Genomic DNA, 26,109 nt, shown 5'->3' on the forward strand with positions numbered 1-26,109 from the left:
CCTGCGCAGCACAGAGCCAGCAGCCTTTGGCAGCGACTACAAACCACCGCTGGCCTGATAGCCCACACCCAGCACCGTCAACACCGACAAGGGCAACAGCAGCGTATCGAGCAATGCGCTGGCTGGCAGGTCCAGCCCCGGGTAGCGCGGGGCATCGGCACCAAAGCGGTCCATCGCACAGCACCCGCCCTGTAACGCGTACATGTCCAGTCGGGTGCCGGCATAGACAATCGGCGCCCCCGGCTTGGCCGCGTCCAGCGTGCGAACACTGGCGCAACCACAGACATGCATAGCCGCAAGCATCAGCAGCACAACCTTACTCATCGCCGCCCACATGGTGCTCGCCCCAGCGTGGCAGCATGTCTTGCGGGATATTGAGCAGGTTGAGAATTCGCGCCACCACAAAGTCCACCAGGTCATCGATGGTTTGTGGCTGGTGATAGAAGCCCGGCGAGGCGGGCAGTATCACCGCCCCCATGTTCGACAGCTTGAGCATATTCTCCAGATGGATGCTGGAATACGGCGCCTCTCGGGGCACCAGAATCAGCTGCCGGCGCTCTTTGAGCGTGACATCCGCAGCCCGCTCAACCAGGTTGTTGCAGGCGCCGGTGGCAATGGCCGACAGCGTCCCCGTAGAACAGGGCACCACCACCATGGCTGCCGGTGCCCCGGAGCCTGACGCCACCGGTGACATCCAGTCTTCCTTGCCGTAGACGCGAATCTGCCCGGCGGCAGCTCCTGTGTATTCGGTCAGAAAAGTCTGCATGGCCTGTGGCTTGGGCGGCAGGCTGACATCGGTTTCAGTGGCCATCACCAATTGCGCGGCCTTGGAAATCAGGAAATGCACCTCACGGTCTTCCCGCACCAGGCAATCGAGCAGGCGCAGCGCGTATTGCATGCCAGAGGCACCGGTTACCGCCAGGGTGATGCGTTCCGGGCCACTCATTGCAGGGCTTCCGCCAATTTGCCGTGCAGGCCGCCAAAGCCGCCGTTGCTCATGATCACCACCTGGGTACCGGGTTTGGCATGGCGTTTGACCTCGGCAATGATCGCCTCCAGCGAATCGCATACCAGAGTCGGCACAGGGCTTGAGGCCACCGTCGCCGCCAGATCCCAGCCCAGATTGGCCGGGGCATACCAGACCACGTGATCGGCCTGCACCACACTTTGCGGCAAGCCGTCGCGATGGGCGCCCAGTTTCATGGAGTTGGAGCGCGGCTCGATGACGGCAATCAGCGGCGCGTCGCCGATGCGTTTGCGCAGACCATCAAGGGTCGTGGCAATGGCAGTCGGGTGGTGGGCAAAGTCGTCGTAGATGGTGATGCCGTGAACTTCAGCGACTTTCTCCATCCGCCGTTTCACGCTTTTAAACGCGCTCAATCCGTCAATCGCCAGGCTTGGTACCACACCCACATGGCGTGCCGCCGCCAGGGTCGCCAGGGCATTGGCCACGTTGTGCTGGCCGGTCATGTCCCACTCGACGGTGCCTTGAACGCTGCCTTCAAACAACACTTCAAAGCGCGAACCGTCTTCGCTGAGCAGTTTGGCCTGCCATTGGCCGGCATCGCCTGTGGTTTGCACCGGGGTCCAGCAGCCCATCTCGATCACGCGCTGCAAGGCCGGCTCGGTGGTGGGATGAATCACCAGGCCTTCGCTCGGGATGGTGCGCACCAGGTGATGGAACTGGCGCTCAATGGCCGGCAAGTCCGGGAAGATGTCCGCGTGATCGAACTCAAGATTATTCAGGATCGCGGTGCGCGGACGGTAATGCACAAATTTTGAACGCTTGTCGAAGAAGGCGCTGTCGTACTCATCGGCCTCGACCACGAAGAACGGCGTATCACCCAGACGGGCCGACACCGCAAAGTTTTGCGGCACACCACCGATCAGGAAGCCCGGGGCCATGCCCGCGTGCTCCAGAACCCAGGCCAGCATGCTGCTGGTGGTGGTTTTGCCATGGGTGCCGGCCACAGCCAGTACCCAGCGGCCTTGCAGCACGTGATCGGCCAGCCATTGCGGGCCCGATACGTAAGGCAAGCCTTTGTTCAGCACGTATTCGACGGCCGGGTTGCCACGGGACAGCGCGTTGCCGATCACCACCAGATCGGGTGCCGGGTCGAGCTGGGCCGGATCATAGCCCTGGGTCAACTCAATGCCTTGAGCTTGCAGCTGGGTACTCATTGGCGGATAGACGTTAGCGTCGGAACCGGTAACGTGATGACCCAGTTCTTTGGCCAGAACAGCCAGCGAACCCATGAAAGTGCCGCAAATACCAAGAATATGAATGTGCATAGTCGACCTCGAAAATCATCGGCGAAGGGTATCGCAGGGGGTTGTTTTTCGCACCTGATGATTCAAATGCCGTCTTTTGCGGGAGCCGCCCGGCCGGCTCCCGCAAAATAAGCTATCGCTCTATCCCGTGCTTGCGCAGCTTTCTGTACAGCGTATTGCGACTGATCCCCAGCTGCACGGCGGCATGGGTCATATGCCAGCGGTGCAGTTCCAGCACCTCGAGCAGGGCCAGTTTTTCAGCGTTTTCCAACGGCTGCGCACAGGGGACGGCAGCCGTGGCGGGGGCCTGGCGAATGGCCATGGGCAAGTCATCAAACTCGATCGTCTGGTTTTCACACAACGCCGCCAGAGTGCGCAACACGTTGCGCAGCTGGCGGACGTTGCCCGGCCACTGAAAATCCAGCAAAGCCTGGCGTGCCGCAGGCTTGAGCACTAGGTGCTGGTCAGCCGCTTCTTCGGCCAGGAGAAAATCCAGCAACTGCGACTTGTCACTGCGCTCGCGCAACGCCGGCAAACCGATTTCCAGACCATTGAGACGGTAATACAAGTCTTCGCGAAAACTGCCGTCAGCCACGCGTTCCTGCAAGTTGCGGTGCGTGGCGCTGATGATGCGCACATTGACTGCCAGCGGTTCACCGCCAATCGGCACCACCAGGCGATCTTCCAGCACTCTCAAGAGACGGGTTTGCAGCACCAGGGGCATATCGCCAATCTCGTCCAGAAACAGGGTGCCACCATCGGCCTGCTGCAATTTGCCCTGCATCCCCTCTTTGCGCGCTCCGGTAAAGCTGCCACCGCGATAACCGAACAACTCGCTTTCGATCAGGCTTTCGGGGATCGACGCACAATTGAGGGCGACGAATGCTTTGCCGTTACGCAAGCTGGCCTGATGCACCGCTTTGGCAAAGGCTTCTTTACCCGAACCGGTTTCGCCATTGATCAATAACGGCACATCCCGCTCGAACACCCGCAAGGCACGACGAAAATCGGTCTGCAGGGCCTGGTCCCCCAGGCAAATGCTACTTACCCGGGGCACCACGGCTTCGGCCTGGGGCTTGACCGCGCACGGCACGCTGCGCGGCTGACCACGCACCGCCGCATACAAGCGGCGACCGTCGCGGGTGCGCAGGGGCCAGTTGGTGCTGGCCAGGGTGCTGGCACGGGCGAACAGTTCGTCCCGCGGACAATCGAACAGGCTGTCGACTGTTAACCCCAGCAGCCCGCCCCGCTCATGCCCCAGCAAATTCAGGGCGCTTTGATTGACTGCGCAGATGGCGCCGTCGCCATCGAACGCCAGCATCCCTTCGCTGAACAGCCCCACCGACTCGGCCTGCAGGTGAAAGCGCAGCAGCCACTGGTTTTCGAAGTGCCGCAGAAAATAACTGTTTTCGATAATCCGCGCCGAGAGGTTGACCAGGGCCATGGTGTGAAACTGGCTCTGGCGCGAAACGTCATGCCGCGCCGAGGACACGTCCAGCACCGCCAGCAATTCGCCCTGGGGATCGAATACCGGACTTGCCGAACAGGTCAGCCCGGTATGGCGGCCACGAAAATGTTCGTCCTGATGAATGGTCAAGGCCTGGCGTTCCACGACACAGGTGCCAATTCCGTTGGTACCCTCGCGGGCCTCGCTCCAGTCAGCCCCCAGCCACAGCCCGGCCCGCTCGAACACTTTGCGTTCGGTCGCCGCCGTTACACAGTTGAGAATGACCCCGCGGGCATCGGTCAGCAGTACCGCGTGCCCGGCCCCCGACAGTTGCTGATGCAGGCTATTCATCTCGTGCCCGGCGATTTGCAGCACCTGCTGCAAACGCTCGCGACCTTCCAGAATGCGCCCGTGCTCCAGCACCGTCGGTGCAATGGTTTGTGCGGGATCGAGGTGGTAGTCCTCCAGGCAGCGCTGCCAGGAACGGACAATAGAAGGGTCGCACCCCTGGGGGCGGCCCTGGGTGACATCGAGAACCTGCCGGGCGTGCCGGCTTAAATCACTGCTGTGCATTCTTATTATTCTCCGCGCTGTATCGGCGGTCTCATGTCCGGCAGGGGCACATTTACCCTCTTCGCCAACATGGATCCAGGTCCAGACCGAACACTCAGCATCTGCTTGCCGGCCGGGCTTTGCAATCGCCAACTGACCCGTCGGTCATCATCTGCACCTGTTTTGGTACAAAGTGTCACGGCAACTGTATCGAGCCCGTGACAGCGACTGCCACCCCTACTGCCCCTATATCCATGTGAGCCCCAGCCTAGAGCCCTGCAGACAATATGGCCCGGCCTTTGCTCTTGCATATGACAACGCCACAGCGCGTCCTCCCATAAGCACAATAAAGCCAGGAGACACTCCCCATGCGTTACGCACAACCCGGTACCGAAGGCTCTGTCGTCTCGTTCAAGAGCCGCTACGGCAACTACATCGGCGGCGAATTCGTGGCGCCCGTCAAAGGCCAGTACTTCACCAATACCTCGCCTGTGAACGGCAAACCCATCGCCGAATTCCCGCGTTCAACAGCAGAAGACATCGAAAAAGCCCTGGATGCCGCCCATGCCGCTGCTGACGCCTGGGGCTCGACCTCGGTTCAGGCCCGTTCGCTGGTGCTGCTTAAAATTGCCGATCGTATCGAACAGAATCTCGAACTGCTGGCCGTGACCGAAACCTGGGACAACGGCAAGGCGGTACGCGAGACCCTGAACGCCGACGTCCCCCTGGCAGCTGACCATTTCCGTTATTACGCCGGTTGCATCCGCGCCCAGGAAGGCAGCGCGGCAGAAATCGACGGCAACACCGTGGCCTATCACATCCACGAACCGCTGGGCGTGGTCGGGCAGATCATTCCGTGGAACTTCCCGCTGCTGATGGCCGCCTGGAAACTCGCTCCGGCGCTGGCTGCCGGTAACTGCATCGTGCTCAAACCGGCCGAGCAAACCCCGCTGAGCATCACCGTGTTCATGGAACTGATCGGTGATCTGCTGCCTCCGGGCGTGCTGAACGTGGTGCAAGGCTTCGGCAAAGAAGCTGGCGAGGCGCTGGCCACCAGTAAACGCATCGCCAAAATCGCCTTCACCGGCTCGACCCCGGTGGGCTCGCACATCATGAAATGTGCCGCCGAGAACATCATCCCTTCCACCGTTGAACTTGGCGGCAAGTCGCCGAACATCTTCTTCGCCGACATCATGCAGGCCGAACCGACTTTCATTGAAAAGGCGGCCGAAGGTCTGGTGCTGGCATTTTTCAACCAGGGCGAAGTGTGCACCTGCCCTTCCCGCGCGCTGATTCAGGAATCGATCTACGACGACTTCATGAAAGTGGTGATGAAGAAGGTTGCGTCGATCAAACGCGGCGACCCGCTGGACACCGACACCATGGTTGGCGCCCAGGCCTCGGAGCAGCAGTTCGACAAGATCCTGTCTTACCTTGAAATCGCCAAGGCTGAAGGTGCCGAGCTGCTGACCGGCGGCCAGGTAGCCAAGCTCGAAGGCGACCTGGCAACCGGCTACTACATCCAGCCGACGCTGCTCAAGGGCACCAACAAAATGCGTGTGTTCCAGGAAGAAATTTTTGGCCCGGTGGTCAGCATCACCACCTTCAAGGACGAAGCCGAAGCCCTGGCGATTGCCAACGACACCGAGTTCGGCCTGGGTGCCGGCCTGTGGACCCGCGACATCAACCGCGCCTACCGCATGGGCCGCGCCATCAAGGCCGGTCGCGTCTGGACCAACTGCTACCACCTGTACCCGGCCCACGCCGCGTTTGGCGGCTACAAAAAGTCCGGGGTCGGCCGTGAAACCCACAAAATGATGCTCGACCACTATCAGCAGACCAAAAACCTGCTGGTGAGCTACGACATCAACCCGCTGGGCTTCTTCTAACCTCTCTGACCTCCGTAGGCGCGAGCTTGCCCGCGAGCCGTAAAAAGCTCGCGAGCAAGCTCGTTCCTACAGAGCAAGCCGCTCTACATCAGGCCCCATGGCCCAGCTCTTGCTTTGCTCCCTGTCATATTTTCCAAACTATAAAAGAACAGGTGCACTCACATGCCTAGCGAACCCATTGGCGCTCCGGCGTCAGCTTCCTCGGTCGACTTTGAAAAGGTCGGCTCCGAATATTTTCAACAACGCGAACTGAAAAAAGGCGCTGCCGGCTGGGTCCTGCTGGTGGGCCTGGGTGTGGCCTATGTCATCTCCGGCGATTACGCCGGCTGGAACTTCGGCCTGGCCCAGGGCGGCTGGGGCGGAATGTTCATCGCCACATTGCTGATGGCCACCATGTACCTGTGCATGTGCTTTTCGCTGGCCGAACTGTCATCGATGATTCCCACCGCTGGCGGCGGCTATGGCTTTGCCCGCAGCGCATTCGGGCCGTGGGGCGGGTTCCTGACCGGCACCGCGATCCTGATTGAATACGCCATCGCCCCCGCGGCGATTGCCGTATTCATCGGCGCTTATTGCGAGTCGCTGTTCGGGATTGGCGGCTGGATGATCTATCTGGCGTTCTACATCATCTTTATCGGCATTCACATTTTCGGCGTGGGTGAAGCCCTTAAACTGATGTTTGTCATCACCGCCGTGGCCGCGATTGCCCTGGGCGTGTTCCTGGTATCGATGGTGCCGCACTTCAGCGTCGCCAACCTGCTGGATATTCCGGTTACCGAGGCCAAAGGCGCCAGCACCTTCTTGCCATTCGGCTATGTCGGCGTGTGGGCCGCAATCCCTTATGCGATCTGGTTTTTCCTCGCCGTCGAAGGCGTGCCGCTGGCCGCCGAAGAAACCAAAAACCCTAAACGCGACCTGCCTCGCGGCCTGATCGGCGCCATGCTGGTACTCGTCACCTTTGCCCTGCTGATTCTGGTCATCGGCCCCGGCGCTGCGGGCGCGCACCACTTGATGGCCTCGGGCAACCCGCTGGTTGAAGCACTGAGCAAGGCCTATGGCGGCTCAACCTGGATGGGCAGTTTCGTCAACCTGGTGGGTCTGGCCGGTTTGATCGCCAGTTTCTTCTCGATCATTTACGCCTATTCGCGTCAGATCTTCGCCCTGTCCCGTGCCGGCTATTTGCCGCGTAAATTGTCCGAAACCAACAAAAGCAAAGCCCCGGTATTGGCGCTGATCATCCCCGGCATCATCGGTTTTGGCCTGTCACTCACCGGCCAGGGGGACTTGCTGATTCTGGTGGCGGTGTTTGGCGCGACCATTTCCTACGTGCTGATGATGGCTGCACACATCACCCTGCGTATTCGTCGCCCCAAAATGGAGCGTCCATACCGCACTCCGGGCGGAATCTTCACTTCAGGCATCGCTTTGGTGCTGGCTTGCGTCGCGGTCGTGGCCGGTTTCCTGGTGGACCCGCGCGTTGTGATTGGCGCTGCCGTGATCTATGGCGTATTAATTGCCTACTTCGCTTTTTACAGTCGGCACCACTTGGTGGCCGGTACGCCTGAAGAGGAATTCGCGGCGATCCAAAAAGCCGAGCAAGCCCTGCACTAGTCGCTGAGAAACCCGCCAGACGCGTGGCGTCTGGCGTTGAGGAGCATCCTGAATGGCAACTTTTTCTCACGCGGTAGGCACTCAGACTTACCGTTTTGACAGCCTCAAAGACCTTATGGCCAAAGCCAGCCCGGCACGCTCCGGGGATTTCCTGGCTGGAGTGGCCGCGCTCAACGACGGTGAACGGGTCGCTGCGCAAATGGCCCTGGCTGACATCCCGCTCTCCTGGTTCCTGCAGGAAGCGCTGATTCCCTACGAATCCGATGAAGTTACCCGGCTGATCATCGACACCCATGACCCGCTCGCCTTCGCCGCCGTCAGCCATCTGACAGTGGGCGGTTTTCGTGACTGGCTGCTCAGCGACGCCGCCGACGAACAGAGCCTGCGTGCCCTGGCGCCGGGCCTGACCCCGGAAATGGCCGCTGCGGTGTCAAAAATCATGCGCGTGCAGGACCTGATTCTGGTGGCGCAGAAGATCCGGGTGGTCACCCGTTTTCGCGGCACCATGGGCCTGCGCGGGCGGCTCTCTACCCGCCTGCAACCCAACCACCCCACGGACGATCCGGCGGGGATTGCCGCCAGCATTCTCGATGGCCTGCTGTACGGCAACGGCGACGCCATGATCGGTATCAACCCGGCCACCGACAGCATCGCCTCGATCTGCGACCTGCTGAACATGCTCGACGCCATCATCCAGCGTTATGAGATCCCCACCCAATCCTGTGTGCTGACCCATGTCACCACCTCGATTGAAGCGATCAACCGTGGCGTACCACTGGATCTGGTATTCCAGTCGATTGCCGGTACAGAAGCCGCCAACGCCAGCTTCGGGATCAATCTGAATCTATTGCAGGAAGGCTACGAGGCCGGTTTAAGCCTCAACCGCGGCACCCTGGGCAACAACCTGATGTATTTCGAAACCGGCCAGGGCAGCGCGCTGTCGGCCAACGCGCATTTCGGCGTCGACCAGCAAACCTGCGAAACCCGGGCCTACGCGGTAGCGCGGCATTTCAAACCGTTTCTGGTCAACACTGTGGTGGGTTTTATCGGCCCCGAGTACCTGTACAACGGCAAGCAAATCATCCGCGCCGGGCTTGAGGACCACTTCTGCGGCAAGCTGCTGGGCGTGCCGATGGGTTGCGACATCTGTTACACCAACCACGCCGAAGCCGACCAGGACGACATGGATAACCTGCTGACCCTGCTGGGTGTGGCCGGGATCAACTTCATCATGGGGATTCCGGGCTCGGACGACATCATGCTCAACTATCAGACCACCTCGTTCCATGACGCGCTGTATGCGCGAAAAACCCTGGGCCTCAAACCTGCCCCCGAGTTCGAGCAATGGCTGAGCAAGATCGGGATTTTCACCCAGACCGATGGCCGCATCGAATTCGGCCATCAACTGCCGCCGGCATTTCGCCAGGCACTGGCTCATCTGGGAGGACGCTGAACATGGCCACTACCCCCACCGACAGTCTCAACCCCTGGCTGGAACTGCGCCGCCTGACCCCGGCGCGCATTGCCCTGGGCCGCACCGGCACCAGCATGCCCACCGGGGCCCAGCTGGATTTTCAGTTTGCCCACGCCCAGGCCCGGGATGCGGTGCATTTGCCGTTTGACCACGCAGGGCTGAGCAGCCAGCTTGCCGAGCGCGGACAGCAAACGCTGCTGCTGCACAGCGCCGCCATTGATCGCCACAGCTATCTGCAACGGCCGGATCTGGGGCGCAAACTTGACGACGACTCGGCGCAGCAATTGCGCGACTACGCCCTGGCTCATCCTGGCGCGATCGATGTCGCCATAGTGGTAGCCGACGGGCTATCGGCGCTGGCGGTTCATCGCCACACCCTGCCCTTTCTGGCCCGCATGCAGGAGCAAACGGCCACTGAAAACTGGAGCCAGTCACCGGTGATTCTGGTGGAGCAAGGACGGGTCGCCGTCGCCGATGAAATCGGCGAACTGCTGGGTGCAAAAATGGTGGTGATGCTGATCGGCGAACGCCCCGGCCTCAGCTCCCCAGACAGCCTGGGTCTGTACTTCACCTACGGGCCAAAGATCGGCCTGACCGATGCCTATCGCAACTGCATCTCTAACGTGCGGCTCGAAGGGCTGAGCTACGCCATGGCCGCCCATCGGCTGGTTTACTTGATGCGTGAAGCCTGTCGTCGGCAATTGTCGGGGGTCAACCTGAAGGACGAAGCACAGGTACACACCATAGAATCAGCGGCCCCCAGCGAGAATTTCCTGCTCAAGGGTGAATAAACACTGGGCCAGACTCTGTAGGAGCGAGCTGTGTGCTTGGCGAGGCACGCTCGCTCCCAGGGTTGATTAGCCAGCCGCTGCGAGCCAATACACGCCTCGCTACAAACTCAACCAACAAGACTTGCACCAATCCGTATAATCCGCTTTTTTAAGAGATGTACGAAAAAACTACATCTCTTGTAGTTAAATACCCTTCCCTTTCCCGCACGGACCTGCAGAGCCGGGTCATCAGCACAGGTGCTTTACATGGATTTCAACCCGATCGACATTATCCTGCATCTCGATGTGTACCTGGACATGCTGGTAAGAGATTACGGGGTGTGGATCTACGCCATCCTGTTTTTGGTGATCTTCTGTGAAACCGGCCTGGTGGTCATGCCGTTCCTGCCGGGTGATTCCCTGCTGTTCATTGCCGGCGCAGTGGCTGCGGGCGGTGGCATGGACCCGGTATTGCTGGGCGGCCTGCTGATGGTGGCGGCAATTCTGGGCGACAGCACCAACTACGTCATAGGACGAACCGCCGGCGAGCGATTGTTCAGTAATCCGAACTCGAAAATATTCCGCCGCGATTACCTGGAAAAGACCCACGATTTTTACGAACGTCATGGCGGTAAAACCGTGACCATGGCGCGCTTCCTGCCAATCTTCCGCACCTTTGCGCCTTTTGTTGCCGGCGTGGCACACATGTTCTACCCGCGCTTCCTGATGTTCAGTGTCTTCGGCACCATCCTCTGGGTCGGCGGCCTGGTAACCCTAGGCTACTTCTTCGGCAATGTGCCCTTCATCAAGTCCAATCTGTCGTTGCTGGTAGTGGGCATCATCCTGCTGTCTCTGGTACCGATGATCATTGGTGTGATCCGCAGCCGCATGGGCCGCAGCCCATCCAAAGCCTGATAGGGGGCCGCCCGCATGTGGTCTCTGAGTGAATGGCGGCGCCAGCGGATTCTGGCGCAACACCCGGTCGCGGCAAACGTATGGCATGACGTGCGCCAGCACCTGAGTATTCTCGACGGGCTGGACGACGCCCAGGACAAATGGCTGCGTGAGCACAGCGTGTTATTTCTGCAAGAAAAACACCTGACCCCCATGCCCGGGGTTGAACTCACCGATGCAGGCCGCCTGTTGCTGGCCGCCCAGGCACAGCTGCCGCTGCTCAACCTGGGCGAACTGGACTGGTATCAGGGTTTCCACGAAATAGTGCTCTACCCCGATGATTTCATCAGCCCCCAGCGTCATCGCGACTCCAGTGGAGTCGAGCACGAATGGCAAGGCACCCACAGCGGTGAGGCCTGGCAACATGGCCCGGTGGTGCTGGCCTGGCCTGGCGTGTTGTCCAGTGGCGGCTGGGAAGGCTACAACCTGGTGATTCACGAACTGGCGCACAAACTCGACATGCTCAATGGTGCCGCCAATGGCATGCCGCCCTTGCACAGCAGCATGCACCTGGGCGACTGGACCGAGGCCATGCAACAAGCCTACGACCATCTCAATCACTACCTCGATCACCACGACCCGGCTCACGCGCCCATTGATCCGTATGCGGCCGAAAACCCGGCAGAGTTCTTCGCGGTCACCAGCGAATACTTCTTCAGCGCACCGGACCTGCTGACCCACGCCTACCCCAAGGTGTACCAGCAGCTCAGCCTGTTCTACCGGCAAGACCCGCTGACCCGGCTGCAAACGCTACAAAGCGGGCACCCCGAGTACCGAGGGTCCGTTAACCGGACGTGACGCACCACTAAACCGGCCAGACGTGACGGCGTTAGCGGAATACGCCTATAATCGCCGCCACTTTTTGGCCAAATCGGCCAAGTAAACTGGCCTATACACGGGGGCACCGCCCAATGAGCTACAGCAAGATTCCGGCTGGCAAAGACCTGCCGAATGACATCTACGTCGCCATCGAGATTCCGGCGAACCACGCGCCGATCAAATATGAAATCGACAAAGACAGCGACTGCCTGTTCGTTGACCGCTTCATGGCAACCCCGATGTTCTACCCAGCCAACTACGGTTTCATCCCTAACACCCTGGCTGACGACGGTGATCCCCTCGACGTGCTGGTTGTTACCCCATATCCGGTAGCGCCAGGTTCGGTAATCCGTGCCCGTCCGGTTGGCATCCTGCACATGACCGACGACGGCGGTGGCGATGCCAAAGTCGTTGCAGTCCCTCACGACAAGCTGTCCCAGTTGTACGTTGACGTGAAAGAGTACACCGACCTGCCACCTTTGCTGATTCAGCAAATCCAGCACTTCTTCGAGAACTACAAAGATCTCGAGAAAGGCAAATGGGTGAAGATCGAAGGTTGGGGCGATGCAGAAGCAGCCCGTACCGAGATCATGAAGTCGGTAGCGGCCTACAAAGGCTAAGTGAACCCCGGCCTGCGTTGCTGCAGGCTTGGCTCACACCAAAACCTCGGTTCGCCGAGGTTTTTTTATGCCTGAAAATTGAGCTGTTTTCGCTGGGAAACGACATTGAATCCCAGTATGATTCGCGCCACATAAGCACCGCGCCCTGCATCGAGCAGGCCGGATCGCAGGCAAGGCAGCAATAAGCCGCCACGCCCCACCCCTGACACTCAGGGCCTGGATGTCTAAATTGAAGGCGAGTACGGCTTACCAAAAATAAGCCAAACCCGCCCCCGAGAAGCCGGCCACAAGCCGGTTTTTTAATGCCTGCCACAAAGCCGCAACCTGCCAGCCCTTCAGGGGCGAGCTTGCTTGCGAGCACCGGCGCCGCGGCCCTTCAAGTGGGCCGCCATCGCTGGCAAGCCAGCTCCCACATGGTACTGTTCAGACATAGCGAGTGCCGGGGAAGCTCCGCTTAATATTGCCTTTGATTACCCGATAGCGTTCGCCGCCATGCTCGACATCCACATACTTAAAGGGGGGAAGCCACTGTATGCGTCCGAGAGGGGCGGCCATATAAGCAAAACTGATACCAGCCTGCAAAAATGCATCTCGGGCCTGTTCAAGCCATACACCCTTGCCAAGATCACACCCCTGAAACTTTATCACCCCGACTTCGCGCAAACTGTATCTACGAAGCTCCTGCGCCAAATCTTCCGCTGTCCTTTCGCGCCCGATTCCGTGTTCATTGGCATGGGAAATAATATCCAGACGATCAGTCGTCCTGACACTGGCGAAATAATGAAAGTTGTTTTTAAAATAATCAGGGGTTCCATCCCCATACAAAGAACAATAGTCAGGATAATAGGTTGTTAAATATTCATACTTCGCCTTATTCGATCGCCGAAAATCATAGGCAAGCAATACTTCAATTTTGCCGAACGGCCAGCGGGCGGAATGAATGAGTGGTAGTTTTGCCACCAGACGACAGGCTTGGAGCTTTAAGTTCATGGAGCGGGTCCTTGATGGCGAACGCAGCGTATTTGGCCCAGGCCTAAAGATCAGCTGTCGTGCCCGCCTGAGTTGGGTACGACACCAGAACAACAGTTTTACAACCCCTTTAAAGAACCACGCCAACACCCAATGCTCAAAAATATTCAGTACTTATAAAGTACGACTCACACATGCAACCCGTGCGACTTATAAAAATAAGATGTATGCCCTCTAATAAAAACAGGAAAAGTCTGATATTTCCTGGCGCGTGCAATACTTAACAAACCTATACTGAACAACTTCAGAGGTAGCTACGCCCCCTTAAACCCGCCATAGTCTCAATTAAGGTGAACCGCTACGTTGAAGTTTGCCAGCGTGGCAAGGTCAATCACTTTTCAGCAAACTGCCGCTGGTGGGCTGAGGCCGGTGTGTCGAGCCCGAACCGCGGTGTCCGGCGCGGGGCTTGCGGCGCTGCAGCCAAAGCATTGAGCTCGGCCAGCCCGGCTATGATCGGGCAGTCCGGGCGGTCATTGCCGCGACAGTGACTGGCCAGACTTTCGAGGGTTTGCGCCATCGCCTGCAGTTCGGCGATTTTCGCTTTCAGACCCGCGACATGGGTCAGCGCCATGGCCTTGACCACAGCGCTGACGCGATCACGGTCGCGCCACAACTCCAGTAACTCCGAGATCTGTTCAACAGAGAACCCCAGGTCGCGGGCGCGCCGGATAAAGCCCAGGGCATTGGCGTCCTGGGGGCTGTAAAGCCGGTAGCCGGCCTCGGTTCGAAGGGCTTTGGGGATCAAGCCAGTCTGTTCGTAGTAGCGGATCATCTTCGCCGAAACCCCGGAAAAACTGGCCGCCTGACCGATATTCATCATGTTCCTCTCCCTGGCTCCTGCCCGCGAAAAACTGCCCCCGTTTACACGCCACTCACCGCCATCGGCGCCTTGAAGCCCTTGAGCCGGAGCGCGTTGACCAGCACAAAGATGCTGGAAAGCGCCATCGCAGCCGCCGCAAAGATCGGCGACAGCAATGTGCCGTTCACCGGGTATAGCGCTCCCGCCGCGACCGGGATCAGCACTGCGTTGTAAGCGAAGGCCCAGAACAGGTTCTGCTTGATGTTGCGGATCGTCGCCTGACTCAGGGCGATGGCATTCGGCACGCCACGCAGGTCGCCTGACATCAGCACCACGTCTGCCGCCTCGATGGCCACATCGGTACCGGTGCCGATGGCCAGCCCCACGTCCGCTTCGGCCAGCGCCGGGGCGTCGTTGATGCCGTCGCCGACGAAGGCCACCCGTGCACCATTGACCCGGAATTTCTTCAGTGCCGCGACCTTGCCGTCGGGCAGGACCTCGGCCGCCACCTCATCAATCCCCAACTGGCGGGCGATGGCATTGGCCGTGGCCGCATTGTCACCGGTGATCATCGCCACCTTGAGGCCCAGGGCGTGCAGCGCCTTGATCGCCTCCAAAGTGGTCTCCCTGATGGGGTCGGCCACCGCAATCACCGCCGCCAGACGACCGTCGATGGCGGCATAAAGCGGGCTCTTGCCCTGCTCCCCCAGACGTTGGGCGGTCGCGACAAAGCTCGACACATCCAGCCCCAATAGCGTCATGAAACGGTCTGCGCCGACCGACACGGTCCGCCCCGACACTTTGGCCGTCACCCCGAAACCCGGGGTTGCCTCGAAGCTGTCGATGGCACCCATCACCAGACCACGTTGTTTCGCCGCGCTGACGATGGCTTCGCCGATCGGGTGTTCGGAGCGGGTTTCGACCGCAGCCACCAGCCCCAGCACTTCGTCGTAATCAAAGCCTTCGGCAGGCACCAGATCGGTCAGTTCCGGGCGGCCCTTGGTCAGGGTGCCGGTCTTGTCGAGGGCGATCACACTCACATCCCGCAACGCCTGCAAGGCTTCGCCTTTACGAAACAGCACCCCCAGTTCCGCCGCGCGCCCGGTACCGACCATGATCGAGGTCGGCGTAGCCAGCCCCATGGCGCACGGGCAGGCGATGATGAGTACCGCCACCGCATTGACCAGGGCAAAGGTCAGCGCCGGGGTCGGCCCGAAGATCAGCCAGACCACAAAGGTCAGGGTGGCCGCTGCCATCACGGCCGGGACGAACCACATGGTGACCTTGTCCACCAGCGCCTGGATCGGCAGCTTGGAACCCTGGGCCTGCTCGACCAGACGGATGATCTGCGCCAGCACCGTGTTGGCCCCGATTCGGGTCACGCGAAAACTGAAAGCCCCGGTCTTGTTGATCGTGCCGCCAATCACTTGAGCACCCGCAGTTTTATGCACCGGCACCGGCTCGCCGCTGATCATGCTCTCGTCGACATAGGAGGCGCCTTCGACAATCTCGCCATCGAGGGCGATTTTCTCCCCCGGACGTACCAGCACCACGTCCCCGGTTGTCACCTGCTCGAGGGGCAGTTCAAGGGTTTCACCGTTGCGCTCTACCCGCGCGGTTTTGGCCTGCAGCCCGACCAGACGTTTGATCGCCTGTGAGGTTCGGCCCTTGGCCCGGGCCTCCAGCGAGCGGCCAAGCAAAATAAGAGTGACGATGACCGCGGCCGCTTCGAAATACACATTGGCGGTGCCCTGGGGTAGCACTTGAGGGGCAAAGGTCGCGACCAGCGAATAGCCGTATGCCGCCGAGGTCCCGACTGCCACCAGCGAGTTCATGTCCGGAGCACCGCGCAGCAGGGCCGGAACACCCTTGCGGAAAAAACGCAGCCCCGGCCCGAACAGCACCAGGGTGGCCAGCACGAACTGGATATACCAGTTTGTCTGCTGACCGATGACCGTCATCACCCAATGATGCATGGCGGGAATCAGGTGCGAGCCCATCTCCAGAATGAACACCGGCAAGCTGAGGATGGCGGCAATCAGCAAGGACCGCTGCAGCCCCCGGGCCTCGCCCTCGCGCCGCTGGTCATCCTGCTCGCCCGCATCCGGGAGGTCGGCAGACAAGCGTCGCGCCGTATACCCCGCCCGCTCCACTGCGGCCTCAAGGTCGGCAGCAGAAACGGCACCGGCGAGGTGAGTGACCCGGGCGCGCTCGGTGGCCAGGTTGACGCTGGCCTGCCGCACGCCGGGCACCTTCGCCAGCGCCTTCTCGACCCGGCCCACACACGAGGCACAGGTCATGCCTGCAATCGACAGCTCGGTGGTTTCTTCACGCACCGAGTAGCCCACGCGCTCGATGGCATCTACTACCGCCTGCGGATCGGCCACGCCACTGAAGCTGACATCGGCGCGCTCGGTGGCCAGGTTGACCACGGCCGACTGCACACCCGGGACCGCCTTGAGCGCACGTTCGACCCGACCGACGCACGAGGCGCACGTCATGCCTTCAACCGGCAGACTCAGGCGCGCGGATGCTTTGGACTCTGGTTGAAGCGAAACGCTAGCCATTGGAAACTCTCCTTGAATGTCACGATTGAGCCGATCTTGAAGCTTCCCAGCATGGTAAGGTCAAGGGGCTTGACCGCCATAAGATCTCTGCACAGTGCATGCCGCATATCGTAGTCGCTACCAAGCAACGCGAGGCTGCGAGCTGTTGAAAACGCCAAAGCAAGCACCCCGGTGTATCCCCTGCTCCGGGGTTTAAGGTTATACGGACGTTGCCCGATCGCAGTGATGCCATCGCTGGCAAGCCAGCTCCCACAAGATCCGCCAGCCACCACAACCCCCTGTAGGAGCGAGCTTGCTCGCGATCCTCTAGCCCCCCGGTCGTTCCGCCAGACAGCAGTGATGCCATCGCTGGCAAGCCAGCTCCCACAAAATTACCGCCAGCCACCACAACCCCCTGTAGGAGCGAGCTTGCTCGCGATCCGCTGGCACCCCGGTCGTTCCGCCAGACCGCAGAGATGCCATCGCTGGCAAGCCAGCTCCCACAAAATTACCGCCAGCCACCACAACCCCCTGTAGGAGCGAGCTTGCTCGCGATCCGCTGGCACCCCGGTCGTTCCGCCAGACCGCAGTGATGCCATCGCTGGCAAGCCAGCTCCCACAAGATCCGCCAGCCACCATAAACCCCTGTAGGAGCGAGCTTGCTCGCGATCCGCTGGCACCCCGGTCGTTCCGCCAGACAGCAGTGATGCCATCGCTGGCAAGCCAGCTCCCACAAGATCCGCCAGCCACCACAAACCCCTGTAGGAGCGAGCTTGCTCGCGATCCGCTGGCACCCCGGTCGCTCCGCCAGACCGCAGTGATGCCATCGCTGGCGAGCCAGCTCCCACAAGATCCGCCAGCCACCACAACCCCCTGTAGGAGCGAGCTTGCTCGCGATCCTCTAGCCCCCCGGTCGTTCCGCCAGACAGCAGTGATGCCATCGCTGGCAAGCCAGCTCCCACAAAATTACCGCCAGCCACCACAACCCCCTGTAGGAGCGAGCTTGCCCGCGATCCCCAGGCCGCGCGATCTTGCAGATCGGCCATTGTGTTGCCATCACGGGCATTCCGGGCCCCGTCAGGGCGGACAGGCAGGGGCCGAGGATTTGCCCCGGAACCCGCCGTCTGCTAGTGTCAGCCGGTTTTAACGCCTACCGAGAATGCCGCTATGGCCCGCAAAAAAGTTGCCCTGGATTTCGAACAGTCCCTCGCTGACCTGCAATCACTGGTCGAGCGTCTGGAAAATGGCGAGCTGTCACTGGAAGATTCGTTGACCGCCTTCGAGCAAGGCATCCGCTTGACCCGTGATTGCCAAGGCGCACTGGCTCAAGCTGAACAGAAAGTGCAAATTCTGCTTGAGCGTGATGGTGAACTGGCCCAAGAGCCCTTTGAAGCGGAACAGCCAGAATGATTGATGCCTACCAGACCAGCAGCCAGGACCGCGTCAACGCGGCGCTTGAGCGCTTGTTTGTCGCTCCGTCTGCGGAGTTGGCCCGCCTCTATGAAGCAATGCGCTACAGCGTGATGAACGGCGGCAAACGGGTCCGCCCGCTTTTGGCCTATGCCGCCTGCGAAGCCTTGGGTGCCGCGGCCGAGCAAGCCAATGGTGCGGCCTGTGCAGTGGAGCTGATCCACGCCTATTCGCTGGTGCATGATGACTTGCCAGCAATGGACGATGACGACTTGCGTCGCGGCCAGCCGACCACCCATAAAGCGTTCGATGAAGCCTGCGCGATTCTGGCCGGTGACGGCCTGCAAAGCCTTGCATTCAGCGCCCTGCTGGATCCGCGACTCAATACTCTGGATGCTGAGACACGCTTGCGCATGGTCGCAGCTCTGGCCCTCGCTGCCGGCCCGGCGGGCATGGTTGGCGGACAGGCGATCGATCTCGGTTCGGTCGGAATCAAACTTGATCAGACCGCTCTCGAATTCATGCACCGGCACAAGACCGGCGCTCTGATCGAGGCCAGCGTACAGCTGGGCGCCCTGGCCAGCGGCCATGCCAGTGCTGATGATCTGCAGGCTCTGAACCTCTATGCACGGGCGGTTGGCCTGGCATTCCAGGTTCAGGACGACATTCTCGACGTTGAAAGCGATACCGCAACCCTGGGCAAACGCCAGGGCGCCGATATTGCACGGGACAAACCGACCTACCCGGCACTGATGGGTCTGGATGGCGCCAAAGCCTATGCACTGGAGCTGCGTGACCAGGCACTCAATGCGCTGCAATCTTTTGACACTACAGCCGATCCGCTGCGCGCACTGGCTCGATACATAGTCGAACGTCGCCACTAGACCTGGAAAATCCGGTTTTTCAGGCAGTGTCTAATGCCAAGGTCTGACTAACGATTACCTCCGCGCGTGGGCAGCTTACGTTCCTTAAGGTAAACTGCCACCTCTTCTATATTTATAACGATTCGCCTGATGCCAACGACGTTTCAAGAGATCCCCCGCAAGCGCCCGACTACGCCCCTGCTCGACCGAGCGGGCACGCCTGCGGGCCTGCGCCGACTGGCTGAAGCCGAGCTGGAACCCCTGGCCGACGAATTGCGCCAGGAATTGCTCTATACCGTCGGCCAGACGGGCGGGCATTTTGGTGCCGGCCTGGGCGTCATTGAACTGACGATTGCGTTGCACTACGTGTTCGATACCCCGGATGACCGGCTGGTATGGGACGTGGGTCATCAGGCGTATCCGCACAAAATCCTCACCGGCCGCCGCGAGCAAATGGCGACATTGCGCCAGAAAGACGGGATCGCCGCTTTCCCGCGCCGCGCCGAGAGCGAGTACGACACCTTTGGCGTCGGCCACTCCAGCACCTCAATCAGTGCCGCACTGGGCATGGCCATCGCTGCCCGCCTGCAAAATAGCGAGCGCAAGGCCATCGCCGTGATCGGTGACGGCGCGCTGACCGCCGGCATGGCTTTTGAAGCCCTGAACCATGCGCCTGAAGTCGATGCCAACATGCTGGTCATCCTCAACGACAACGACATGTCGATCTCGCGCAATGTCGGCGGCCTGTCCAACTATCTGGCCAAAATCCTCTCCAGCCGTACCTACGCCAGCATGCGCGAAGGCAGCAAGAAAGTGCTGTCGCGTCTGCCAGGCGCGTGGGAAATTGCCCGGCGCACCGAAGAATATGCCAAAGGCATGTTGGTACCCGGCACCCTGTTTGAAGAGCTGGGCTGGAATTACATTGGGCCTATCGATGGCCACGACCTGCCGACCCTGATCGCCACGCTGCGCAACATGCGCGACCTCAAGGGTCCGCAGTTCCTGCATATCGTGACCAAAAAGGGCAAAGGCTTTGCCCCGGCCGAGGCTGACCCGATCGGCTACCACGCCATCACCAAACTTGAGCCGCTGGACGCACCGAAAGCAGCGCCAAAAGCTGCGAGCGGGCCGAAGTACTCTGCGGTATTCGGCGAGTGGCTGTGTGACATGGCTGCTGTCGATCAACGCCTGGTCGGTATTACCCCGGCCATGAAAGAAGGCTCGGACCTGATCGCGTTCAGCGAGCGTTTCCCGTTGCGTTATTTCGACGTGGCCATTGCTGAACAACACGCCGTGACCTTTGCCGCGGGCATGGCCTGCGAAGGCGCCAAGCCTGTGGTGGCGATCTACTCGACATTCTTGCAGCGCGGTTACGACCAGCTGGTGCATGACGTAGCCGTGCAGAATCTGGACGTGCTGTTCGCTATCGACCGCGCGGGCCTGGTGGGCGAAGACGGCCCCACCCACGCCGGCAGTTTTGACCTGTCTTACCTGCGGTGCATCCCGGGTATGGTGATCATGACCCCGAGCGATGAAAACGAACTGCGCAAAATGCTGACCACCGGCCACCTGTACAACGGTCCGGCGGCAGTACGCTACCCGCGGGGCAGCGGACCGAATGCAAGCATCGAAAAAACCCTTGAACCGCTGGAAATCGGTAAAGGCGTGATACGTCGCAAAGGCAACAAGGTGGCGATGCTGGTGTTTGGCGTGCAATTGGCCGAAGCACTGCAAGTGGCGGAAAAAATCGACGCCACCGTGGTCGACATGCGCTTCGTCAAACCTATGGATGAAGCACTGGTGCGCGAAATGGCCGACAGCCATGAACTGCTGGTGACCATTGAAGAGAACGCCATCATGGGCGGTGCGGGTGCGGCAGTCAGCGAGTTGCTGGCCCGTGAAAACGTGCTCAAGTCGGTATTGCATCTGGGCTTGCCGGACGTCTATGTCGAACATGCCAAACCGAGCCAGATGCTCGCCGAATGCGGGCTGGATGCGGCAGGTATCGAAGCATCGGTGCGCCAGCGCATGCAACTGCTGGGGCTCTGAGCCAATCAGACTTACTGCAGGAGCGAGCGTGCTCGCGAGCTTTCCAACGAGCTCGCGAGCAAGCTCGCTCCTACAGGGTTAATTGAGAACACATGAAACACCTTCGTTTGGCTTTAATCCTCGGCATCATCCCCGCCAGCCCTTTGCTCGCCGACACGCTCGAACGGGAAGACGCACTCAAACTCCCGCAAACACTGATCACCGGCAACCGCCAGGTCGAAGCGCGCTCTGACAGCAGCAGCGCCAACACGGTGTTCACCCGTGCCGACATCGATCGCTTGCAACCCACCAGCCTCACCGACCTGCTGGGCCGGGTGCCCGGCGTGCAGGTGGCACGTAGCGGTGGCCGTGGCGGCTTGCCCGGGATTTACATCCGCGGCACCAAAGCGGCACAAAGCCTGGTGCTGGTCGACGGTCAGCGCATGGCCAATGCCACCTCGGCCGACAGCAACCTGCAGTACCTGAATATCGATCAGGTCGAGCGTGTTGAAGTGCTGCGCGGCTCACGGTCGGTGATCTACGGCAGTGACGCGATTGGCGGGGTGATCCAGATTTTCACTCGCCGCGGCGCAGACCAGGCCCCTCAGCTGCGGCTACACAGTTCAGTGGGCAGCTATGGCAGCTCCGACAACAGCCTGGGCGTGTCCGGCGGCGATGCCCAGACCCGCTACAACCTCAGCGGCAGCCTGGAAGAGACGGCCGGGATCAATCGCACGCACCAGTCCTTCCCCAGCGACAACGATCACGATGCCTATCGCAACAAGTCCCTGAGCCTGAATCTGAGCCACTTCCTGAGGGATGATCTGGAAGTCGGCCTGACGGCGATGAAGAACATGGGCAAGACCGAGCTCGATAATTCCTTTGGCCGCTGGGACCCGGACAGCATGACGGTCAGTGGTCAGCAGCTCTACAGCGACTTCGATATCAGCAGTGTGGGCAGTTTTATCGACGCCCAACTGAGCGAGCGCTGGAACTCGCGCCTGGAGCTGGGCCACAGCGAAAATCGCGAAAAAACCCGCGACAAGCTCAGCACAGACAACTACAGCTTCAACACCTATCGCGACTCATTGAACTGGCAAAACAACCTGACGCTGAACGGGCAAAACAGCTTGATACTCGGTGCCGATGCCTATGAAGATCGCGTGCGCAGCAGCACGGTGTTTGACCAGGACAGCCGCTGGAATCGCGCCGTATTTATTCAGCACCGCTTCAATGGCGATTATTTCTCTACCGAACTGGGTCTGCGTCACGACGACAACCAGCAGTTCGGCAGCAATAACACCTGGAGCGCCAGCCTGACGGTACCGCTCAACCCGGACAACGATGTGCTGCTGTCTTACAGCGAAGGGTTCCGGGCGCCGACGTTTAACGATTTGTACTACCCGCAGTACGGCAACCCGGCCCTGAAGCCCGAACACTCCAAAAGCTACGAGGTGCAGTGGCGCAGCCAGTTGAGCGAGAGCAGCCGCCTGGAAACCTCGCTGTATCGCACCGACATTCGTGATGCGATTGTGGCCGATGCCGATTTCATTCAGCAGAACATTGGCGCCGCCCGGATCATCGGTTTTGAAAGTGCCTTGCAGCAAGAATGGTTCGGCTGGCAGAGCAGTCTCGGGGTCGCCATTACCGATCCCCGTGATCGCGACACCGGCCATACGTTGAGCCGCCGTGCCCGCCGCACCCTGAACCTTGATCTGGATCGCCAGTTCGACCGGGTAGGTGTCGGCGCCAGCTGGCAGGCGGTGAGCAGCAGCTTTAATGACGACGGCAATACGCAGCCGATTGCCGGCTATGGACTGCTGGGGGTGCGTGGCAACTGGCAAGCCAGCGCTGAGGTGAGGCTTGATTTAAAAGTCGACAACCTGCTGGACAAGAGCTTCACCCGCGCGCTCTACAGCTATGACGGCAGTTACTACGGCTACCGTGAAGAAAGCCGCAGCGTGCAACTGGCCGTGACCTGGACCCCGACGCTCTAAAAACCCGATATCCCCCGTACCCCCTGTAGGAGCGAGCTTGCTCGCGAGCTTTTAATACGCAGAGCTCGCGAGCAAGCTCGCTCCTACAGGGTGAGAGTCAGTCAGCCAGTTGCTCGCAAAGTCGGGCCGTTGCTTCAAGCATCTGCGCACTCGGGCGCTCAAGGCCTTTGTCGGTCAATAACAGCAAACGTCCGTGCTTGACCGCATCAATCTGCGGCCAGGCTTTCCAGGCATCCAGCTGCGCCTGGCTGCTGGCGATGATCACTTGCGGATTGCGCTGCAATACCGACTCCACGCTGACCTGCGGCGCAGGCAGTTTGAGGTCGGCAAATACATTGCTCGCCCCGCACACCGCCAATGCGTCACTGATGATCTGCGTACCGCCAACGGTGTACAGCGGCTGATCCCACACCTGGTAAAACACCCGCAGCGGTATGTCGCGCCGATATTGCCCACGCAGCCCGGCCAGACGCTGACGCAGTTGCGCGGCCAGTTCACGGCCACGCTCAGGGCGGTTCAGCGCCACGGCCAGGGCTTCAACCTGATCGGCCAGTTGCTCGAGACTCGCAGGCTCGGCGGTGTAAGTCGGGATGTCGAGATGGCGCAGCTGTTCGCGCTGGGCAGCGGCAACGCTACCCGGCCAGAGCAAAAGTAAATCGGGTTGCAGGCTGATCAGGCGCTCCATGTCCAGCTGGCCGTAACGGCCCACGGAAGGCACGCTGCGCAGCTGCGGCAAAGGCTCTCCCGCCTCCAGGCGACCCACCAGCAGATCAGCGGCGCCCAGTTCGACAACCATCTCTGACAAGGAGGGTGACAGGCTGATCACCCGTGTAGCCGCCCCGGCCGGGGTGCCGATGGCCAGCAGCAGAACCGCCAGCCAGGCGCGCATCAGCCGATCTGGCGCGGGATGCGATAGAGGTAAAACAGTACCAGCGTCGACACTGAAAGCAGCAGCAACGGCACGCCTTCAAGCCCGACAAACACCGCCAGTGCAGCGATCCACACCGGCAGGCCGGCAGCCAGCAAGGCGCGGTAGCGGGCACGGGCAAGCTCGGCCCAGGCAGCGGGCTCCTGGGGCGTATCAAGGGCTTTTTGCAATGCGATCAGCCCATGTTTGTACGGCCCGAAAAAGCGCAACGTGACAAACATCGACGCAACACCGGCAATGAAGAACGGCATCGTCAGCCCGGGCAACAAGGGCTCGGACTTGCCGAACAACCAATTGGCCAATACCAGCGGTAGCAGGGTCAGCACCAATTGCTGCCACCAGCTGAAGCTCATGCGGCGACGGATCTGACCACGGGTCACGCCGGGTCGGCCTCGCTTTGATGCTGGTTGCCCATCATGTGCCCGAGCTTGTTGGCTTTGGTCGCCAGGTACAGCTTGTTGTGCGGGTTATGCCCGGTGTGCAGAGGCACCCGTTCGGCCACGTTGATGCCCATGTCGGTCAAGGCTTTGACCTTGCGCGGGTTGTTGGTCATCAGACGCAACGACTTCACACCCATGTGCTCCAGCATCGGCAGGCAGATCCCGTAGTCACGCTGATCGGCGGCAAATCCCAGACGCTCATTGGCCTCAACCGTGTCGGCGCCGCCATCCTGCAGTTCGTAAGCACGAACCTTGTTCAGCAAGCCAATGCCCCGGCCTTCCTGACGCAAGTACAGCAACACGCCACGGCCTTCGCGGGCGATGGCCTGCATGGCGGCTTCGAGCTGCGAACCGCAGTCACAGCGCTGGCTGAACAAGGCATCGCCGGTCAGGCATTCAGAGTGCACCCGGCCTAGTACCGGAGCGCCGTCCGCCACGTCGCCCAAACTGAGCACAACGTGTTCACGACCCGTGGCTTTCTCGAGAAAGCCATGCATGGTGAATTCGGCAAAGGGGGTGGGAAGCTTGCAAGCGGCAACGAAAACGACGGGCACCGTGTGCTCCTGATCAGTTTGAGTACTGGAAATTCGCAGAGGCGGCATTGTAACAGGACGTTCCTATAGACGCTTAGGCTGAATTATCGGAGATAAAGATCTAAAAGTTTGATCGCTCTTGCAGCAGCTGGCCACGTAGTTATTCACCGCGAAAATGCTGATAACCGCGTATGCCCGGGGTGATGTCCCGGCCATCGACGTCCAGCAAACCGACGCCCTGCCCTTCGACCACTCGGCCAATCACATGAATCGGCCAGCCATCTGCCAGCAGGGTCGGCAACTCAACGGCCGGCAAAGTGAACGCCAGCACGTAATCGTCACCCCCACTCAACGCCGCTTGCTGCGCAGCGGCGTCACCCAGAAATTCCTGCAAGGCGAGGGAAACCGGCACGCGGTCGTTTTCGATCAGCAAGCCGACTTTAGACGCCAGGGCAATATGCCCGCAGTCGGCCAGCAGGCCATCGGAAATATCCAGCGCCGAGCTGGCCTTGCCGCGCAGTGCCTGGCCCAGCGCCAATTGCGGTTGCGGCGACCAGTAGTGCGCCAGCAACGGCTCGGCGATGGCGGGTGTGGCGCTACGCTGGCCGAGCACCAGAGGCAAGGCGCCAGCGGCATTGCCCAGCTCGCCGCCAACACACAGCAGGTCGCCGGGCCGGGCTGCACTGCGGGTCAATGCCTGGCCCCGAGGTACGCGGCCAAAAACCGTCAGCGTCAGGCATAGCGGCCCGCGCGTGGTGTCGCCACCAATCAGGCGCAAACCACAGCCTTGAGCCATCAGGTTCAAACCGCGGGCGAACGCTTGCAACCAGTCGGCTTCAACCGCAGGCAAGGTCAGGGCAAGGGTAAACGCGAGGGGAGTTGCGCCCATGGCCGCCAGATCGCTGGCCGCCACTGCCAGCGAACGCTGACCGAGCAAGAAAGGGTCGCATGGATCTGCGAAGTGCACCCCGGCTACCAGGGTGTCGGTGGAAATCGCCAGTTGTTCCCCGAAAGGAACATCCAGCAGGGCGCAGTCGTCGCCGATGCCCAGAGCAACACCTTCGCCGCCTTGCGCACAAGGCGCGGCAGCGAAGAAGTTACGGATCAGCTCGAACTCGCCCATGGCCGA

The 26,109-nt window shown here is 60.6% G+C and carries 22 protein-coding genes; 11 read left to right on the forward strand and 11 right to left on the reverse strand.

The genetic code is table 11. The features are described from left to right. Nucleotides 1-36: 36 nt before the first annotated feature. From JQ845_RS20440 to JQ845_RS20455, 4 genes are all read right to left on the reverse strand, one after another. On the reverse strand, nt 37-324 hold the full coding sequence (locus JQ845_RS20440) for a YceK/YidQ family lipoprotein (RefSeq protein WP_203009403.1): 288 nt from the start codon (nt 322-324) through the stop codon (nt 37-39). Next, complete coding sequence (ubiX, locus tag JQ845_RS20445) at nt 317-946, reverse strand: flavin prenyltransferase UbiX (RefSeq protein ID WP_003444235.1); 630 nt, start codon at nt 944-946, stop codon at nt 317-319. Before ubiX ends, JQ845_RS20440 begins: the two co-directional genes overlap by 8 nt. Beyond that, nucleotides 943-2,292: a UDP-N-acetylmuramate:L-alanyl-gamma-D-glutamyl-meso-diaminopimelate ligase gene (gene mpl / locus JQ845_RS20450; protein ID WP_003444238.1), complete on the reverse strand. Its 1,350-nt coding sequence runs from the start codon at nt 2,290-2,292 to the stop codon at nt 943-945. The genes ubiX and mpl overlap by 4 nt, the downstream gene beginning before the upstream one ends. 112 nt (nt 2,293-2,404) lie before the next feature. Beyond that, nucleotides 2,405-4,291 carry a sigma-54-dependent Fis family transcriptional regulator gene (locus tag JQ845_RS20455; RefSeq protein ID WP_127196867.1) on the reverse strand — a complete coding sequence of 629 codons (1,887 nt, stop codon included), beginning with the start codon at nt 4,289-4,291 and terminating at the stop codon, nt 2,405-2,407. Between the two features lie 347 nt (nt 4,292-4,638). On the opposite strand from JQ845_RS20455, the gene exaC reads away from it, so the two are divergent. The 7 genes from exaC (at nt 4,639) to ppa (ending at nt 12,407) form a co-directional block, all read left to right on the forward strand. Continuing rightward, entirely contained in the window at nt 4,639-6,159 is a 1,521-nt protein-coding gene (exaC, locus tag JQ845_RS20460) for an acetaldehyde dehydrogenase ExaC (protein ID WP_003444244.1), read from the forward strand. A 162-nt stretch (nt 6,160-6,321) separates the two neighbouring features. Then, the gene (eat, locus tag JQ845_RS20465; RefSeq protein ID WP_003444246.1) at nt 6,322-7,770 is read left to right on the forward strand and encodes an ethanolamine permease; all 1,449 of its coding nucleotides are present in this window, start codon (nt 6,322-6,324) and stop codon (nt 7,768-7,770) included. A gap of 52 nt (nt 7,771-7,822) precedes the next feature. Beyond that, complete coding sequence (locus tag JQ845_RS20470; protein WP_161719138.1) at nt 7,823-9,223, forward strand: ethanolamine ammonia-lyase subunit EutB; 1,401 nt, start codon at nt 7,823-7,825, stop codon at nt 9,221-9,223. A 2-nt stretch (nt 9,224-9,225) separates the two neighbouring features. Continuing rightward, nucleotides 9,226-10,035 carry an ethanolamine ammonia-lyase subunit EutC gene (eutC, locus tag JQ845_RS20475; RefSeq protein ID WP_010655463.1) on the forward strand — a complete coding sequence of 270 codons (810 nt, stop codon included), beginning with the start codon at nt 9,226-9,228 and terminating at the stop codon, nt 10,033-10,035. A gap of 246 nt (nt 10,036-10,281) precedes the next feature. Next, a complete protein-coding gene (locus JQ845_RS20480; protein WP_003444252.1) occupies nt 10,282-10,929 on the forward strand; it encodes a DedA family protein in 648 nt (215 codons plus the stop codon). 15 nt (nt 10,930-10,944) lie between these two features. Further along, a complete protein-coding gene (locus JQ845_RS20485; RefSeq protein WP_003444253.1) occupies nt 10,945-11,766 on the forward strand; it encodes a M90 family metallopeptidase in 822 nt (273 codons plus the stop codon). Nucleotides 11,767-11,879: 113 nt separating this feature from the next. Beyond that, a complete protein-coding gene (gene ppa, locus JQ845_RS20490; protein ID WP_003444254.1) occupies nt 11,880-12,407 on the forward strand; it encodes an inorganic diphosphatase in 528 nt (175 codons plus the stop codon). Nucleotides 12,408-12,830: 423 nt separating this feature from the next. Here ppa and JQ845_RS20495 read toward each other — a convergent pair whose 3' ends face one another. From JQ845_RS20495 to JQ845_RS20505, 3 genes are all read right to left on the reverse strand, one after another. Next, nucleotides 12,831-13,397 (reverse strand): hypothetical protein, encoded by a 567-nt coding sequence (locus JQ845_RS20495; RefSeq protein ID WP_203009404.1) that lies wholly within the window; start codon nt 13,395-13,397, stop codon nt 12,831-12,833. A 370-nt stretch (nt 13,398-13,767) separates the two neighbouring features. Beyond that, nucleotides 13,768-14,253: a Cu(I)-responsive transcriptional regulator gene (gene cueR / locus JQ845_RS20500; RefSeq protein WP_039735175.1), complete on the reverse strand. Its 486-nt coding sequence runs from the start codon at nt 14,251-14,253 to the stop codon at nt 13,768-13,770. A 44-nt stretch (nt 14,254-14,297) separates the two neighbouring features. Next, nucleotides 14,298-16,802, reverse strand: a complete 2,505-nt coding sequence (locus tag JQ845_RS20505; protein WP_010655461.1) for a heavy metal translocating P-type ATPase — start codon at nt 16,800-16,802, stop codon at nt 14,298-14,300. Nucleotides 16,803-17,948: 1,146 nt separating this feature from the next. Between JQ845_RS20505 and JQ845_RS20510 the strand changes: the two genes are divergently transcribed. The 4 genes from JQ845_RS20510 (at nt 17,949) to JQ845_RS20525 (ending at nt 23,079) form a co-directional block, all read left to right on the forward strand. Then, nucleotides 17,949-18,191, forward strand: a complete 243-nt coding sequence (locus JQ845_RS20510; protein WP_003444260.1) for an exodeoxyribonuclease VII small subunit — start codon at nt 17,949-17,951, stop codon at nt 18,189-18,191. Continuing rightward, nucleotides 18,188-19,075: a (2E,6E)-farnesyl diphosphate synthase gene (gene ispA / locus JQ845_RS20515; protein ID WP_127196863.1), complete on the forward strand. Its 888-nt coding sequence runs from the start codon at nt 18,188-18,190 to the stop codon at nt 19,073-19,075. Before JQ845_RS20510 ends, ispA begins: the two co-directional genes overlap by 4 nt. Nucleotides 19,076-19,204: 129 nt before the next feature. Then, nucleotides 19,205-21,103, forward strand: a complete 1,899-nt coding sequence (gene dxs, locus JQ845_RS20520; RefSeq protein WP_203009405.1) for a 1-deoxy-D-xylulose-5-phosphate synthase — start codon at nt 19,205-19,207, stop codon at nt 21,101-21,103. Between the two features lie 92 nt (nt 21,104-21,195). Then, entirely contained in the window at nt 21,196-23,079 is a 1,884-nt protein-coding gene (locus tag JQ845_RS20525) for a TonB-dependent receptor domain-containing protein (RefSeq protein WP_160626676.1), read from the forward strand. Between the two features lie 97 nt (nt 23,080-23,176). Here the strand turns inward: JQ845_RS20525 and JQ845_RS20530 are convergent, their stop codons facing one another. From JQ845_RS20530 to thiL, 4 genes are all read right to left on the reverse strand, one after another. Continuing rightward, nucleotides 23,177-23,968, reverse strand: a complete 792-nt coding sequence (locus JQ845_RS20530; RefSeq protein WP_010655457.1) for a cobalamin-binding protein — start codon at nt 23,966-23,968, stop codon at nt 23,177-23,179. Continuing rightward, nucleotides 23,968-24,387 (reverse strand): hypothetical protein, encoded by a 420-nt coding sequence (locus JQ845_RS20535; RefSeq protein WP_003444270.1) that lies wholly within the window; start codon nt 24,385-24,387, stop codon nt 23,968-23,970. The genes JQ845_RS20530 and JQ845_RS20535 overlap by 1 nt, the downstream gene beginning before the upstream one ends. After that, the gene (gene ribA / locus JQ845_RS20540; RefSeq protein WP_003444271.1) at nt 24,384-25,001 is read right to left on the reverse strand and encodes a GTP cyclohydrolase II; all 618 of its coding nucleotides are present in this window, start codon (nt 24,999-25,001) and stop codon (nt 24,384-24,386) included. The genes JQ845_RS20535 and ribA overlap by 4 nt, the downstream gene beginning before the upstream one ends. A 139-nt stretch (nt 25,002-25,140) precedes the next feature. Beyond that, a complete protein-coding gene (thiL, locus tag JQ845_RS20545; protein WP_010655456.1) occupies nt 25,141-26,103 on the reverse strand; it encodes a thiamine-phosphate kinase in 963 nt (320 codons plus the stop codon). Nucleotides 26,104-26,109 lie beyond the last annotated feature (6 nt).

The sequence above is a fragment of the Pseudomonas paraversuta genome (assembly GCF_904063065.1).
Taxonomy (GTDB): Bacteria; Pseudomonadota; Gammaproteobacteria; order Pseudomonadales; family Pseudomonadaceae; genus Aquipseudomonas; species Aquipseudomonas paraversuta.

Excerpts from the sequence above, each read along its gene's own strand:
- JQ845_RS20440 (WP_203009403.1), bottom strand. The coding sequence starts at position 324 with ATGAGTAAGGTTGTGCTGCTGATGCTTGCGGCTATGCATGTCTGTGGT.
- ubiX (WP_003444235.1), bottom strand. The coding sequence starts at position 946 with ATGAGTGGCCCGGAACGCATCACCCTGGCGGTAACCGGTGCCTCTGGC.
- mpl (WP_003444238.1), bottom strand. The coding sequence starts at position 2,292 with ATGCACATTCATATTCTTGGTATTTGCGGCACTTTCATGGGTTCGCTG.
- JQ845_RS20455 (WP_127196867.1), bottom strand. The coding sequence starts at position 4,291 with ATGCACAGCAGTGATTTAAGCCGGCACGCCCGGCAGGTTCTCGATGTC.
- exaC (WP_003444244.1), top strand. The coding sequence starts at position 4,639 with ATGCGTTACGCACAACCCGGTACCGAAGGCTCTGTCGTCTCGTTCAAG.
- eat (WP_003444246.1), top strand. The coding sequence starts at position 6,322 with ATGCCTAGCGAACCCATTGGCGCTCCGGCGTCAGCTTCCTCGGTCGAC.
- JQ845_RS20470 (WP_161719138.1), top strand. The coding sequence starts at position 7,823 with ATGGCAACTTTTTCTCACGCGGTAGGCACTCAGACTTACCGTTTTGAC.
- eutC (WP_010655463.1), top strand. The coding sequence starts at position 9,226 with ATGGCCACTACCCCCACCGACAGTCTCAACCCCTGGCTGGAACTGCGC.
- JQ845_RS20480 (WP_003444252.1), top strand. The coding sequence starts at position 10,282 with ATGGATTTCAACCCGATCGACATTATCCTGCATCTCGATGTGTACCTG.
- JQ845_RS20485 (WP_003444253.1), top strand. The coding sequence starts at position 10,945 with ATGTGGTCTCTGAGTGAATGGCGGCGCCAGCGGATTCTGGCGCAACAC.
- ppa (WP_003444254.1), top strand. The coding sequence starts at position 11,880 with ATGAGCTACAGCAAGATTCCGGCTGGCAAAGACCTGCCGAATGACATC.
- JQ845_RS20495 (WP_203009404.1), bottom strand. The coding sequence starts at position 13,397 with ATGAACTTAAAGCTCCAAGCCTGTCGTCTGGTGGCAAAACTACCACTC.
- cueR (WP_039735175.1), bottom strand. The coding sequence starts at position 14,253 with ATGAATATCGGTCAGGCGGCCAGTTTTTCCGGGGTTTCGGCGAAGATG.
- JQ845_RS20505 (WP_010655461.1), bottom strand. The coding sequence starts at position 16,802 with ATGGCTAGCGTTTCGCTTCAACCAGAGTCCAAAGCATCCGCGCGCCTG.
- JQ845_RS20510 (WP_003444260.1), top strand. The coding sequence starts at position 17,949 with ATGGCCCGCAAAAAAGTTGCCCTGGATTTCGAACAGTCCCTCGCTGAC.
- ispA (WP_127196863.1), top strand. The coding sequence starts at position 18,188 with ATGATTGATGCCTACCAGACCAGCAGCCAGGACCGCGTCAACGCGGCG.
- dxs (WP_203009405.1), top strand. The coding sequence starts at position 19,205 with ATGCCAACGACGTTTCAAGAGATCCCCCGCAAGCGCCCGACTACGCCC.
- JQ845_RS20525 (WP_160626676.1), top strand. The coding sequence starts at position 21,196 with ATGAAACACCTTCGTTTGGCTTTAATCCTCGGCATCATCCCCGCCAGC.
- JQ845_RS20530 (WP_010655457.1), bottom strand. The coding sequence starts at position 23,968 with ATGCGCGCCTGGCTGGCGGTTCTGCTGCTGGCCATCGGCACCCCGGCC.
- thiL (WP_010655456.1), bottom strand. The coding sequence starts at position 26,103 with ATGGGCGAGTTCGAGCTGATCCGTAACTTCTTCGCTGCCGCGCCTTGT.